The organism is Paraburkholderia unamae, assembly GCF_003096875.1.
Taxonomy (GTDB): domain Bacteria; phylum Pseudomonadota; class Gammaproteobacteria; order Burkholderiales; family Burkholderiaceae; genus Paraburkholderia; species Paraburkholderia unamae.
On the sequence record NZ_QEOB01000002.1, the window covers coordinates 564,487 to 577,656 of the forward strand.

The 13,170-nt window shown below is 66.5% G+C and carries 10 protein-coding genes and 1 pseudogene; 7 read left to right on the forward strand and 4 right to left on the reverse strand.

What is annotated here, in order from left to right:
- The first annotated feature begins 43 nt into the window (after positions 1-43).
- On the forward strand, positions 44-1,033 hold the full coding sequence (locus tag C7402_RS06465; protein WP_116610093.1) for a hypothetical protein: 990 nt from the start codon (positions 44-46) through the stop codon (positions 1,031-1,033).
- A 25-nt stretch (positions 1,034-1,058) separates the two neighbouring features.
- Here C7402_RS06465 and C7402_RS06475 read toward each other — a convergent pair whose 3' ends face one another.
- Positions 1,059-1,883 (reverse strand): SH3 domain-containing protein, encoded by an 825-nt coding sequence (locus C7402_RS06475; protein ID WP_165841800.1) that lies wholly within the window; start codon positions 1,881-1,883, stop codon positions 1,059-1,061.
- 263 nt (positions 1,884-2,146) lie between these two features.
- Between C7402_RS06475 and C7402_RS06480 the strand changes: the two genes are divergently transcribed.
- The gene (locus tag C7402_RS06480; RefSeq protein WP_112169139.1) at positions 2,147-3,469 is read left to right on the forward strand and encodes a TIGR00366 family protein; all 1,323 of its coding nucleotides are present in this window, start codon (positions 2,147-2,149) and stop codon (positions 3,467-3,469) included.
- Between the two features lie 73 nt (positions 3,470-3,542).
- On the opposite strand, the gene C7402_RS47595 is transcribed toward C7402_RS06480, so the two are convergent.
- Both C7402_RS47595 and C7402_RS47600 read right to left on the reverse strand, forming a co-directional pair.
- Complete coding sequence (locus C7402_RS47595; protein ID WP_165841806.1) at positions 3,543-3,911, reverse strand: DUF488 domain-containing protein; 369 nt, start codon at positions 3,909-3,911, stop codon at positions 3,543-3,545.
- 30 nt (positions 3,912-3,941) lie between these two features.
- Positions 3,942-4,637, reverse strand: a pseudogene (locus tag C7402_RS47600) (uracil-DNA glycosylase family protein); the annotation flags it as partial.
- A gap of 136 nt (positions 4,638-4,773) precedes the next feature.
- Here C7402_RS47600 and C7402_RS06490 point away from each other — a divergent pair.
- The 5 genes from C7402_RS06490 to dld all read left to right on the forward strand — a co-directional run bounded on the left by C7402_RS06490 (position 4,774) and on the right by dld (position 12,147).
- Complete coding sequence (locus C7402_RS06490) at positions 4,774-5,832, forward strand: patatin-like phospholipase family protein (protein WP_112169761.1); 1,059 nt, start codon at positions 4,774-4,776, stop codon at positions 5,830-5,832.
- A complete protein-coding gene (locus C7402_RS06495) occupies positions 5,829-7,319 on the forward strand; it encodes a GntP family permease (RefSeq protein WP_116610018.1) in 1,491 nt (496 codons plus the stop codon). Before C7402_RS06490 ends, C7402_RS06495 begins: the two co-directional genes overlap by 4 nt.
- Positions 7,320-7,670: 351 nt before the next feature.
- Positions 7,671-9,215 carry a hopanoid C-3 methylase HpnR gene (gene hpnR, locus C7402_RS06500; RefSeq protein WP_112169132.1) on the forward strand — a complete coding sequence of 515 codons (1,545 nt, stop codon included), beginning with the start codon at positions 7,671-7,673 and terminating at the stop codon, positions 9,213-9,215.
- Between the two features lie 148 nt (positions 9,216-9,363).
- Entirely contained in the window at positions 9,364-10,263 is a 900-nt protein-coding gene (locus tag C7402_RS06505) for a LysR family transcriptional regulator (RefSeq protein ID WP_116610019.1), read from the forward strand.
- Between the two features lie 135 nt (positions 10,264-10,398).
- The gene (dld, locus tag C7402_RS06510) at positions 10,399-12,147 is read left to right on the forward strand and encodes a D-lactate dehydrogenase (protein WP_116610020.1); all 1,749 of its coding nucleotides are present in this window, start codon (positions 10,399-10,401) and stop codon (positions 12,145-12,147) included.
- Between the two features lie 76 nt (positions 12,148-12,223).
- Here dld and C7402_RS06515 read toward each other — a convergent pair whose 3' ends face one another.
- A complete protein-coding gene (locus C7402_RS06515) occupies positions 12,224-12,994 on the reverse strand; it encodes a DUF4410 domain-containing protein (RefSeq protein WP_116610021.1) in 771 nt (256 codons plus the stop codon).
- Positions 12,995-13,170 lie beyond the last annotated feature (176 nt).

The following is a 13,170-nucleotide window of genomic DNA, read 5'->3' on the forward strand; positions in this document are numbered from 1 at the left end:
GCCATGCACTAAGCTCGGCGACTTCTACGCAACAACGCTCATCATGAAGTCAACCACGTCGCTAGCTGCGTTCAGCGTGAGCGCCACGGCACTCGCCCTGGCTTCGGGGTCGGTGTGCGCGCAGGAGTTCACGCTTTACACCGGGCCGCTCAAAAGCGGCGCCGACCATTCCTATTCCTGGCAAATGGATTACACGGAAGGCTTCGGCGAGTATTTCGCCGGCAGCATTTCGTGGCTCAACGAAGGGCATATTCCCGACCATCACCGCGACGGTCAGGCTATTCAGGCGTGGGCGCGGCTGCCGCTCGCGCAACGGCGTTTCGTGTTCGCGCTGGGCGTCGGGCCGTATCGCTACTTCGACACGGAGGCCGCCTCGCAGGGCGCAGGCTATTCCGATACGCACGGCTGGGGCATGCTCTACAGCGCGCGTGCCACGTGGTATGCCACGCAGCGCTGGACGGCGAACCTGCAACTCAATCGCGTGCAGATCGCGCATGGGCCTTCCACTACGGCGCTCATGCTCGGCGTCGGCTACCAGCTCGACGCGCCGGACACGCCAGGCCCGCGCGATTTCGCGCTGCCGCGCACGCAGAAGGTGACGAACAACGAAATTACGCTGATGGCGGGCGAGACGATCCTCAACAGCCTCCAGTCACAGACATCGGCGGCCGAGGCGATCGAATACCGCCGCGGCCTTAGTTCCTTTATCGACGCGACCGTAGGCTATCTGCACGAAGGCAACGGCATCTCGGCGCGGCGCGATGGCGCGACGGCGCAACTCTGGCTCACGCGCGCGTTCCTTGACGACCATCTCACGCTGGGTTTCGGCGCGGGGCTTTATGCGGCGATCCATCACGGTGAGCACCCCGATCAGCGCGATACCGGCGACGGCATTCTCTCGGGGCTCGTCTCCGTCTCGGCTTCGTACCGCTTCACGCCGCACTGGGCCGCGCGCGTGACGTGGAATCGCGTGGTCACGCGCTATAGCCGCGATACGGACGTGATACTGGGCGGGATTGGCTACCGTTTCTAGACTGCGGCGCAGCCTGACCGGCAGGTCAGTTGCCAGGCGGCGGACGACCGCCACCGCCGCCACCGCCACCGCCGCCACCGCCGCCACCACCGCCACCACCGCCACCACCGCCACCACCGCCGCCACCGCCACCACCACCGGCGCCTCCGCCTCCGCCACCACCACCCTGCGGACGACTGTTGCCGCCACCCTGCGGCCGCCCGCCGCCTTGTCCGCTCGGCCTGCCGCTGCCCTGGTTCGGCGGACGCGCATTACCTTGACCCGGCGGCCGCGCGTTGTTATTGCCGGAGCCCGCGCCGGGTGGCCGGTTACCCGGCCCGGCGTTGTTGGGCGGACGATTGCCGCCGCCTTGCGAGGGTGGCCGTGCGCCGCCGGGCGGGCGCCCCGCGCCGTGTGAAGGCGGGCGCGGCCGGATGGGCGGCGGCGGCACGGGCCGCGGGCCGGGATGGCGTGCCCAGCGAGACTGATTGGAGAACCACGGCCGGTCGCGATAATGGAGTCCCCAATACGCGCCGAGCGAGAACGTGACGACAGGCAGGCCGATGCGCGGGCCGTAGGCCATCACCGGTACGCGCTGTCCTTGCCACGGGTAGCTGATGAAACTGCCATAGACCCAGCCGCGCAGGCCGGGCATCCCCACGTCGCACCAGCTGAAGCCGGCGACGCAGCCCCACACCGTGATCCCCACGCCGCCCGGCACCTGGGCGACGATCGGAAAATCGGCGGCGGGGCCGGCGTAGAGATTCACGGTTTGATTGGTGAAGCCCTGAGACTGGGCGTGTGCCGGCGGCGAAGCCGCGAACAGGCCGGCCAGGCCGGCGAACACGACACCGAGAAACTGCTTGCGCATTGCCGCCTCCCGCTGGGTGCAATCACCCGGACATTTATTGAGATAGCAACCCTAACGGTAGCAGATAAGCCTTTTTGGGCGCGTCTGTGCATGTAACGGCTTATTTCGCAGCCAGGCGAAAGTGGCGAAAGCAAGATGTAATCGTTGCGAGCCTGCCCGTGTTACGCACGCATTGTGCAGCCTTGTGCAAGAATCGCGGCCTCGGTTCGCAACGATGAAAACAAGCGGCCGAATCCGTATCAGCAGACGAGGAGCAGACCACCGTGATTCAGCGTATTTCCCATTTCTTCACCGGCGTAGTGCATCGGATCTTGCCCGATCCGCTCATCTTCGCCATTCTCCTGACCGTCGTGACCTTCGTGCTGGCGTTCGCGCTCACGCCGCAGTCACCCGAAGCGCTCGTCCTGATGTGGGGCTCGGGCTTCTGGAATCTGCTCGCCTTCGCGATGCAGATGGTCCTGATTCTCGTGACGGGCCACGCGCTCGCCAGTTCCGCGCCGGTCAAGCGCATGCTGGTCGCGCTCGCAAGCTGCGCGCGCACGCCGGGCCAGGGCGTGATGCTCGTGGCGTTCGTGGGGGCGATCGCCTGCGCGATCAACTGGGGCTTCGGCCTCGTGCTCGGCGCGATGTTCTCGCGCGAAGTGGCGCGCCGCGTGCGCGGCACGGACTACCGGCTGCTGGTCGCGGCCGCGTATATGGGCTTTCTCACGTGGCACGGCGGGCTCTCCGGCTCGGTGCCGCTCGTGGCGGCCACGAAGGGCAACCCGATGGAAAAAGCCGTCGGCCTGATCCCGGTTTCGCAGACCATTTTCACGGGCTATAACGCGTTCATCACGATCGGCCTGATCGTGCTGCTGCCGATTCTCGTGCGCCTCATGATGCCCAAGCCCGAAGACGTCGTCTCGGTCGATCCCGCGCTGCTCGAAGATCCGCCCAGCGTCGAGCGCAAGCTCGGCCCCGACGCGACCTTCGCCGAGCGCATCGAGGAAAGCCGCGCTCTCTCGCTGCTGGTGGCGGCGCTGTGCTTCGTGTTCCTCGGTTTTCGCTTCCACGCGAAGGGCTTTGCGCTCGACATCGACACCGTGAACCTGGTGTTCCTCGCGGCGGGTCTCGTGCTGCACAAGACGCCGATGGCCTACGCGCGCGCCGTGGCCGGCGCCGCGAAGGGCGCCTCGGGCATCATGATCCAGTTCCCGTTCTATGCAGGCATCCAGGCGCTGATGGACCACTCGGGGCTTGCGGGCGTCATCACCAAGTGGTTCGTCGATATTGCGAACGTGCACACGTTCCCGCTGCTCGTGTTCCTGAGCTCGGCGGTGATCAACTTCGCGGTGCCTTCGGGCGGCGGCCACTGGGTGGTGCAGGGGCCGTTCGTGATGCCGGCGGCGCAGGCGCTGGGTGCGGATCTCGGCAAGTCGGCCATGGCGATCGCTTACGGCGAAGCCTGGACCAACATGGCGCAGCCGTTCTGGGCGCTGCCCGCGCTCGCCATCGCGGGCCTCGGCGTGCGCGACATCATGGGCTATTGCGTGACGACGCTGCTGTTCTCGGGCGTGGTGTTCGTCGCGGGGATGTATCTGTTCTAAGCGGCGCACCAGGCGATAAAAGCAGGACGACGCGCCTGGCCGACCCGCCGGCCGCGCGTCGCCCGCCTGATGCTTATTTGTGCTGCAACTTCTTCTCCAGATACTCGCGCAGCACGATCGCGTGATTGCGCTGCGTGTCGTGCGAGCCGTAGAGCAGGGTGACGTGCCCTGCGGCGGCCGCTTCGGCGAGCGGCTGCCAGCCATCTGGATTGGCGTTCAACTCGTCCAGATAGCGCTTCCTGAATTCGGTCCATTGCTCCGGGTCCTTGTGGAACCACTGGCGCAGCGCCGTGCTCGGCGCCACCTCCTTCAGCCATTCCACATTCGCGAGTTTTTCCTTGCTTAGCCCGCGCGGCCACAGCCGGTCGACGAGAAAGCAGTGATGCCCGCCTTCGGGCAGCGGCTCGTAGACACGCTGGATATCGATTGCCGGTTTCGTCATTGTCGAGTCCTTTCTTGCGGATTGCGCGTCTCGCGCCCTGGGCTTCGTGGACGCAAGGAGCGCGCCCACGCGTTCCTGCAAAGCCGGCAGCACGTCGTGCCCGAACCACGGATGGCGTTTGAGCCAGGGCTGGTTGCGCGGCGAGGGGTGCGGCAGCGGCACAAAGTCGGGCGCGTACTCGCGCCAGGCCGCGACGGTTTCGGTGAGCGACGCCTTGCGCCGGTTGCCAAGAAAGTAGCGCTGCGCGTACTGGCCGACCAGCAGCGTGAGACGCACATTTGTGAGCTGCCCGATGAGCTTTTCGTGCCACAGCGGCGCGCATTCGGGGCGCGGCGGGTTATCGCCGCCGCCGCCACGGCCAGGGTAGCAGAACCCCATCGGCACGAGCGCCACGCGCGAGGCGTCGTAGAACGTTGCGCTGTCGATGCCGAGCCATGCGCGCAGGCGCTCGCCGCTCGCGTCGTCCCACGGAATGCCCGATGCATGCACCTTCGCGCCCGGCGCCTGACCGACGATGAGCAGGCGCGACGTGGCGCTTGCCTGTAGCACCGGGCGCGGCCCGAGCGGCAGAACTTCGGCGCAGGCGTGGCAAGCGCGAATTTCTTCGAGCAGCGCGGGGAGCGGCTGGAGCGGACGAATCTGGCGAAGCGGTCGAGCGTTCGGCACGGTACGACGAAGGAAAGCGGGCGGGAGAACCAGTCTATCAAACGGTATTCCAGCAGGCATCCCAGCCGGTACCCCTGCCGGTATCGGCGCGCTCAGGCTCAGGCCCGAAACGGAAATGGCGCGCTGCGTCATTCTCGAGCGCCCGTTTGCGCTTTTCCTGTACCCTCGCCACTGGTCGATCTGGAACGGAGCCGCAATGCCCGCCGAATCCGAGACGTCAACCCGCACGGTCCGCACCGAGCCCCTGCTCATCGATCTTGCACTGCAAGGCGGCGGCTCGCATGGCGCCTACACGTGGGGCGTGCTGGACCGCCTGCTCGAAGAGCCGTGGCTCCAGATCGAAGGTATTTCCGGGACCTCGGCGGGCGCGATGAACGCGGCCGTGCTCGCGAGCGGCCACGCGCAAAACGGTGCGGCCGGCGCGCGCGAGGCGCTCGAACGCTTCTGGCGCCGCGTGGCCGACGCCGCGCGCTTCAGCCCGTTCCGGCGCGGTCCCGTCGACATGCTGCTCGGCCGTTGGACGCTCGATCATTCGCCGATCTTCGTCGCGCTCGACATGATGGCGCGCGTGGTCTCGCCCTACGATCTGAACCCGGCGAGCGTGAACCCGTTGCGCACGATCCTCGCCGACACCATCGACTTCGACGCGCTGCGCAACTCGCGCATCAAGCTCTTCGTCACGGCCACGCGCGTGACCAACGGCCAGGCGCGCGTGTTCCGCAACGCCGACCTGACACCCGACGCGCTGCTCGCCTCGGCCTGTCTGCCCACCTTGTTCCAGGCCGTCGAGATCGACGGCGAGGCCTATTGGGACGGCGGCTACGCGGGCAACCCGACGATTTCGCCGCTCGTGCGCGAAACCGATTCGATCGACACGATCCTCGTGCAGGTCAACCCTGTCGAGCGGCCGGGCACGCCGCGTTCGGCGCGCGAGATCATCAACCGCGTGAACGAGATCGCGTTCAATTCGCCGCTCATCAAGGAGCTTCGCATGATGGCGTTGCTGCACAAGGTGGCCAACGGGGGCAGCGAGGAGGGCCGCCGCTGGGCGCATATGCGTCTGCATCGCGTGCATAGCGGGAAGCTCGTCACGCTCGGTTCGTCGTCGAAACTCAACGCCGAGTGGCCCTTCCTCACGATGCTGCGCGACGAAGGCCGCAGCAATGCCGATGCGTTTCTCGCGCAGCACGGCGCGCAGCTCGGCGTGTCCTCGTCGTTCGATTTCGAAGCGCTGCTCGAAGGTGTGCTGAAATGAGCGCGGGCACGCTGATCGTCGGACTGGGGGGCATGCTCGCGAGTCTCGCCTTGCTGATCTGGCTTGCGTATCGCGGCTGGAGCGTGCTGCTGCTCGCGCCGCTATGCGCGATGCTGGCCGCGCTCGTCTCCGGCGAGCCGGTGCTCGCGCATTGGACGCAAACGTTCATGTCGAGCACGGGCCGCTTTCTCGCGCAGTTCTTCCCGCTGTTCCTGCTCGGCTCGCTGTTCGGCAAGCTGATGGAGGACAGCGGCTCGGTGGACGCCGTCGCGCGCCTCATGATCGACAAGCTCGGCACGCGCCACGCGCTCGTGGCCGTCGTGCTGGGCGGCGCGCTCGTCACTTACGGGGGCGTGAGCCTTTTCGTGGCGTTCTTCGTGCTCGCGCCGATGGCGCAGGCGCTCTTTCGTTCCGCTGACATTCCGCGCCGCCTGATGCCCGCCGCGATCATGCTCGGCACGGCGACCTTCACGATGTCGGCGCTGCCGGGCACCCCCGCGCTGCAAAACGCGATTCCGATGCCGTTCTTCGGCACGACGCCGTTCGCGGCGCCCGGCCTCGGCGTGGTCGCGAGCCTCGTGATGGCGGGCTTCGGCCTCTGGTGGCTCGGGCGCGCGGCGGCGGCGGCGCGGCGCAATGGCGAAGGCTTCGTCGAACCGGACGACGGCGGCGCCGACGACGACGCGCGCGGCCAGTCCCCGCTCGTGCGCGAGCGCGCTAGCCTCGCGCAAGCGTTCGACCCCGCCGAGATCGGCAACGGCGCGCCGGCTTCGGACTACGCCGGGCCGCCAACGCCGTTTGTCGCGCTCGCGCCGCTCGTGGTCGTGGTGGCGATGAACTTCGTGATGAATGTCGTCGTGTTTCCGCGCATCGACGCCTCGTATCTGGCCGAGCCGCGCTGGGGCGCGACCACGCTCTCGGCGGTGGCGGGCGTGTGGGGCGTTTCGGTCGCGCTCGCGCTCGGCATTATCGTGCTCGTGGCGCTGAACCGCGGGCGGCTCGGCGCGCTGCGCGAGAGCGTGGATGCGGGCGCGAACGCGTCGGTTTTGCCGGTGCTGAGCGTGGGCAGCCTCGTGGGCTATGGCGCCGTGATTGCGGCGCTGCCCGCGTTCGAGGCCGTGCGGGACTGGGTGCTCGGCATCGGCGGCGGCCCGCTCGTTTCGCTCGCGGTGGCCACGAACCTGCTCGCCGGGCTCACCGGCTCGGCTTCGGGCGGCCTGACCATCGCCCTCGACGCGCTGGGCGGCACCTACATGCAACTCGCGGCCCAGCACGGCATCGATCCCGCGTTGCTGCACCGCGTCGCCGTGATGTCGTCGGGCACGCTCGACAGCCTGCCGCACAACGGCGCGGTCGTCACGCTGCTGGCCGTGTGCGGCTCGACGCACCGCGAAAGCTATCGCGACCTCGTGGTGGTTAGCATCGTCGGCGCGCTCATCGCATTGGCCGTGGTGATTGGGCTCGGCACGCTGTTCGGCAGTTTCTGACGCGCGTGGCGCGCTTCTGCCGCGCAGATGGCACAGCACCAATGCGCGAACGCGCGTAGACTCGCACGAAGCAACAGCGTCGAGGCGCAACGCTTGACGCTTGCGCCGCCCCGGTGGGCGCTAATGGCGCCCGGCAGTTTGGCGCGTGCGGCGCGCCGCGGCAATGGCGTCATCAGGTTCGAAGCGCCTTTGCCGGCACGCGCACACGCGGCAACAACCGTGAATGACCGTGAACGTCCGGCCTACCGCGCCGGCCGGCCGGCGAGGAGACAGCGGCATGCGCCGTGCTCTTGCGTGTGCGGACGGCCAGGGCTTGCAGCGCGTCGGGCTGGCGTCTCGCAAGGAGGCTTCATGAGATTGCTTGCTGTGCACCCGAGCGGATTGATGTACACGCGCGTGTTCCTGCGGCTCGAGCCACTGGGTCTCGAATCGGTCGCCGGCACGGCGCGCGATGCGGGCCACGACGTACGGCTCCTCGATTTGCAGGTCGAAACGCACCGCGACCTCATGCGCATGGTGCGCGACTGGCAGCCCGAAGCGCTCTGTTTTTCGGGCAATTATCTGGCGAATATTCCCGAGATCATCGACCTTTCGAAGGCCGTGAAGGCGGCGCTGCCGTCATGCTTCGTGTTCGTGGGCGGCCATAGCGTGTCGTTCACGGCGCAGGATCTGCTGCGTCATGCCGAAGGCGCGATCGACTGCGTGCTGCGCGGCGAGGGCGAGGCCTCGATCAACACGCTGCTCGAAGCGGCGGCAAACGGCGGCAACCTGCTCGACGTGCCCGGCGTCGTGACGACTCAGGGCTCGGGGCCGCCGCCACGTTTCGTCGAGAACCTCGATCCCGTGCGTCCCGCGCGCGACCTGCTGCGCCACCGGCGCAAGTATTTCATCGGCACGCTCGATCCGTGCGCTTCCATCGAATTCGCGCGCGGCTGCCCGTGGGACTGCACGTTTTGCAGCGCCTGGACTTTCTACGGCCGCAGCTATCGCACGCGCAGTCCCGAGGTCGTGGTGGAGGAACTGGCCGCGCTGCGCGAGCCGGGCATCTTCATCGTCGACGACGTGGCGTTCGTGCACGCCGAGCACGGCATGGCGATTGGCGAGGCGATCAAGCGGCGCGGCATCGACAAGCGTTACTACCTGGAAACGCGCGGCGACGTGCTCCTGCGCAACAAGGAAGTGTTCCGCCTGTGGCAGACCATCGGGCTCAAGTACATGTTCCTCGGGCTGGAGGCGATCGACGAGGAGGGCCTCAAGGCGTTTCGCAAGCGCATCAGCCTCGACCGCAATTTCGAGGCGCTGGAATTCGCCCGCTCGCTCGGCATCACGGTCGCCATCAACCTGATCGCGGACCCGGACTGGGACCGTGAGCGCTTCGAGACGATTCGCCAGTGGTGCCTGGACATTCCCGAGATCGTCAACATCAGTGTGAATACGCCGTATCCAGGCACGGAAAACTGGCAACGCGAGGGGCGTCGTCTCACGAGCCTCGATTACCGTCTCTACGACATCCAGCACGCCGTGGTGCCGACGAAGCTGCCGCTGCCCGAGTTCTATGCGGAGCTCGTGCGCACGCAGCAGGTGCTCAACCGCAAGCACTTGGGCTGGACCGCGCTGCGCGGCGCGGCCGGTCAGGCCACGCACCTGTTGCTGCGCGGACAGACCAATTTCGTGCGCATGCTGTGGCGCTTCAACTCGGTGTTCGACCCGCGCCTGCAACTGGCCGATCACGCACGCGAAGTGCACTACGAGATGTCGCCGCCGCCTGGCATGAGCGGCGCGCCGCAGGTCGATATGAAGACCGTCTATATCCATGGCCCGACCGGCCGCAAGGGCCGCAAGATCGACGACGCCACGGAGAAGTTCGTCGACGAGACGCGCATGGGTCTCGGTTGAAGGGTCTCGGTTGAGGGGCTTCCGGCGGCAAGCCGTGCCGTCATGATGTGTACCGGAGCGCACGTTCCGCCCGCGGGTTGAATACGCGGGTTGGACGCGCGCGCGCGGCAGGTTCACAATCCACCGGTCGCATCAAGACGAAAAAAATATGGAATTCCGGCAACTACGCTACTTTCTGGCCGTCGCGCAGTATCTGCATTTCAGCGAGGCCGCGCGCTTTCTCGGCATCGCGCAGCCGCCGCTGAGCCAGCAGATCCTCAAGCTCGAAAAGGAAATCGGCACGCGGCTTTTCATTCGCCATTCGCGGCGCGTCGAACTGACCGAGGCCGGGCGGCTCTTTCGCGAGCGCGCGCAACGCATTGTCGATGACGCGGATCTCGCGCTCGCGGAGGCGCAAAACGCAGGGCGCGGCGAAACCGGCCGGCTCGTGCTCGGCTTCGCGGGCTCCACGGTGTTCCATCCGCTTGTCGCGACGGTGCTGCAACGCTATCGCAGCGCCTATCCGGGTGTCGTGATCGGCTGCGAGGAAAGCAATAGCTCGGTGCTGCTCGAACGCGTGAGCGAGGCGAAAGTGGATGCCGCGTTCGTGCGCTTGCCGCTGGACTGCCGCGGGCTCGCCACCCAGCCGCTCGTGGAGGAGGACGTGCTGGCCGTGCTGCCGCCGCGTCATCGCCTCGCGCGCCGCCGCAGCCTCGACCTCGGCGATCTGGCGGGCGACCCGCTCATCCTGTTTCCGCGCGCCATCGGTCCCGACCTCTACGACTCGATCATCAGCGCCTGCCATGCGGCGGGCTTCAATCCGGTGATCAGCATGGAGTCGCCGCAGATTTCCTCGACGGTCAACATGGCCGCCGCCGGTTTTGGCGCCACGCTCATTCCTTCGTCGATGCGGCAGATTCAGGCAAAGGGCGTGACGTATCACGACCTCAAGGGCGGCACGCTGCACACGACGATTGCGCTCGTGCATCGTCCGCGCGAAAGGGCGCCGACGGTACAGAATTTCGTGCGTGTCGTGCGCGACGCGGCGCGCCATGCACCGCATGCGTGAATGTGCGTGAATCCGTGCGACTCCGAAGGCTATCCATATCTTTTTCGTCTTGATCGAGCGCCCGAACGATATTGGACGTAATGATTTGTGGGTTTTATTCTTACAAAATTCCCATATTTCGCAGGAGCCGTTCGCATGTCCACCGTCCCCGGGCGCGTCGCCTCGTCCACCACGAACCGTAGCGCAGGGCGCGAGCCGCTGATCGCGTCGTTGCGTGCCGCCGTCGGCGGCCCGTATGTGCTGACCGGCGACGAAGCCACGCGGCGTTACCGCAAGGGCTTTCGTTTCGGCGAGGGCAAGGTGGCGGCGGTTGTGCGCCCCGGCACGCTCGTGGAGCAATGGCGGGTGCTGCAAGCCTGCGTGGCCGCGAATGCGATTGTGATTTCGCAGGCCTCGAACACGGGACTGACCGGCGGCTCCACGCCGGACGGCGACGACTACGACCGCGACGTCGTGATCGTGAGCATGACGCGCATGCGCAAGGTCTATGTGATCGACGGCGGCAAGCAGGTGGTCTGCCTGCCGGGCTCGACGCTTGATCAACTGGAGCAGACGCTCAAGCCGCTCGGGCGCGAGCCGCATTCGGTGATCGGCTCGTCGTGCATCGGCGCTTCGGTGGTCGGCGGCGTGTGCAACAACTCGGGCGGCTCGCTCGTGCGGCGCGGCCCGGCCTATACGGAAATGACGGTGTTCGCGCAGGTCGATGAGGCGGGCCGTCTGCATCTCGTGAATCATCTCGGCATCCGGCTTGGCGAAACGCCCGAAGAGGTGCTCGGCCGTCTCGATCGCGGCGAGCTGCCCGAAGCGGATATTCAGCACGATGCGGGCGCGGCTTCGGACCATGGCTACGCCGCGCACGTACGCGACATCGACGCGGCCACACCGGCGCGCTACAACGCCGACCCGTTGCGGCTGCACGAATCGGCGGGGTCGGCAGGCAAGGTCATGGTGTTCGCGGTGCGGCTCGACACGTTCCCGATCGAACGCGGCGCGAAGGTGTTCTACATCGGCACGAACGAGACCGCGGAGTTGACGGACTTGCGCCGCGACATTCTCGGCAAGTTCTCGAAGCTGCCGATCGCGGGCGAGTATCTGCATCGAGACGCTTTCGATATTGCCGAGCGCTATGGCAAGGACATGTTCCTTTTGATCCAGCATCTCGGCACGCAGCGCCTGCCCGCGCTGTTCGCGCTCAAGAGCCGCTGCGATGCCTTGTTCGAACGCCTGCCGTTCCTGCCCGCCCATTTCACCGACCGCGTGATGCAGGCCGTGAGCCACTGCTTTCCGAGCCATTTGCCGGCAAGGCTCAAGGATTACCGGCAGCGCTACGAGCATCATCTGATGCTCAAGGTATCGGCCGATTGCGTGGACGAAACGCGCGCTTATTTGAAGGCGTATTTCGGCGAGGCGAGCGGCGACTTCTTCGAATGCACCGACGAAGAGGGCAGCAAGGCGTTCCTGCATCGCTTCGCGGCGGCGGGGGCGGCGGTGCGCTACCGCGCGGTGCACGGCGACGAAGTGGAGGATATCGTCGCGCTCGATATTGCGCTTCGTCGCAACGATCGCGAATGGTTCGAGCATTTGCCCGAAGCCGTGGAAAAGCCCATTGCGATCAAGCTCTATTACGGGCATTTTCTTTGCCACGTGTTTCATCAGGACTACATCGTGCGCAAGGGGAACGATTGTCTCGCGCTCGAGCACGAGATGTGGAAACTGCTCGACGCGCGCGGCGCCGAGTATCCCGCCGAGCACAACGTCGGTCATCTGTATTACGCCAAGCCCGCGCTGAAGTCGTTCTACGAGGGCCTCGACCCTTGCAACTGCTTCAATCCGGGCATCGGCCACACGTCGAAGTTCGCGAACTATCGCGAGCAGTCGGCCTAGTCACAAGCAAAAAACGGCGGCGGTGTCGAACCGCCGCCGAATCGCCGCCGAACTACGTCAGGCGCGCTTCCCCGTTTCAGCTTTTTGTCGTTGTCGTCGACGTCCAGCCGTTCTCCGTGCTGACCTGTGCGAGTGCCTTCGCAATCGACTTGGCAAGCTTGCCTGCGTCGGATGAGAGCGTGTCGCGCTTCGCCTCGGAGGCGCCGTGCAGACCGCCGCCCACGGCCACCGCGGTCGCCACATGGCCCGCCGCCGCGCCCACGCCCGCCGTTTCCGCCACGCCCGGCATATGGCCGCTGTTGGCGTTCGCCTCGAAGCTCATGACCGGTTGCGGCGCGCCGCCGTTGGCCGGCTGATACAGCACGGCGACCGTCGCGCCCACTTCGCTCTTGCCCGCGCCCAGACCGATCAGCGTGCGGCGGCGGCTGCTGCCCGCGTCCATCGTGTCGATGCGGCCTTCCACGATCAGCGCGCTGCGGCCGGCGGGCGCGGGACCGTCCATGCGCACGGCGGGCAGGCCCATTTTCCGGAGTTCGCTCACGAGCTGGTCGGCGAGATGCTCGCGCGTTTGCTGCGCGGCTTGCTGTTGCTGCTGCGCCGACGATTCGCCGCTCGTCATGGCCTTGAGCTTGTGCATCATGCCGGTGTTGTCGAGCTGCACCTGGTCGGCGTTGGCGTCGAACGCGTAGACGTAGATCACGTCGGCATGCAGTTGCGGCAGCGGCCCGTTCGTCTGCACGACCGGCGCGGCCGATGCGCAACCGCTTGCGAAGAGCGAGCCCGCGAGCAGCGCCGTGCCCGCGATACGCTTGGCCTTGTTGAGGAGGAAGTGGATGAGCGTTTGCATGTCGATGTCCTTTGCCTGAAAGAGTGTCTCGTGTCTGCCGATACTCGCAAATCATTCAGGATGGCGAACTATCGACGATGGTGTTTCAGCGACTGGGCTTCGGTTGACTTCGTTCCGTTGCTCAGGCTCAGGCGCAAGTATGCGGGGAAGGGCGCGTGAAATCCACGCGCGAATTA

What these genes read in the sequence shown, in the direction of transcription:
- C7402_RS06465 (WP_116610093.1), top strand. Translation starts at nt 44, where the DNA reads ATGAAGTCAACCACGTCGCTAGCTGCGTTCAGCGTGAGCGCCACGGCA.
- C7402_RS06475 (WP_165841800.1), bottom strand. Translation starts at nt 1,883, where the DNA reads ATGCGCAAGCAGTTTCTCGGTGTCGTGTTCGCCGGCCTGGCCGGCCTG.
- C7402_RS47595 (WP_165841806.1), bottom strand. Translation starts at nt 3,911, where the DNA reads ATGACGAAACCGGCAATCGATATCCAGCGTGTCTACGAGCCGCTGCCC.
- C7402_RS06490 (WP_112169761.1), top strand. Translation starts at nt 4,774, where the DNA reads ATGCCCGCCGAATCCGAGACGTCAACCCGCACGGTCCGCACCGAGCCC.
- C7402_RS06495 (WP_116610018.1), top strand. Translation starts at nt 5,829, where the DNA reads ATGAGCGCGGGCACGCTGATCGTCGGACTGGGGGGCATGCTCGCGAGT.
- hpnR (WP_112169132.1), top strand. Translation starts at nt 7,671, where the DNA reads ATGAGATTGCTTGCTGTGCACCCGAGCGGATTGATGTACACGCGCGTG.
- C7402_RS06505 (WP_116610019.1), top strand. Translation starts at nt 9,364, where the DNA reads ATGGAATTCCGGCAACTACGCTACTTTCTGGCCGTCGCGCAGTATCTG.
- dld (WP_116610020.1), top strand. Translation starts at nt 10,399, where the DNA reads ATGTCCACCGTCCCCGGGCGCGTCGCCTCGTCCACCACGAACCGTAGC.
- C7402_RS06515 (WP_116610021.1), bottom strand. Translation starts at nt 12,994, where the DNA reads ATGCAAACGCTCATCCACTTCCTCCTCAACAAGGCCAAGCGTATCGCG.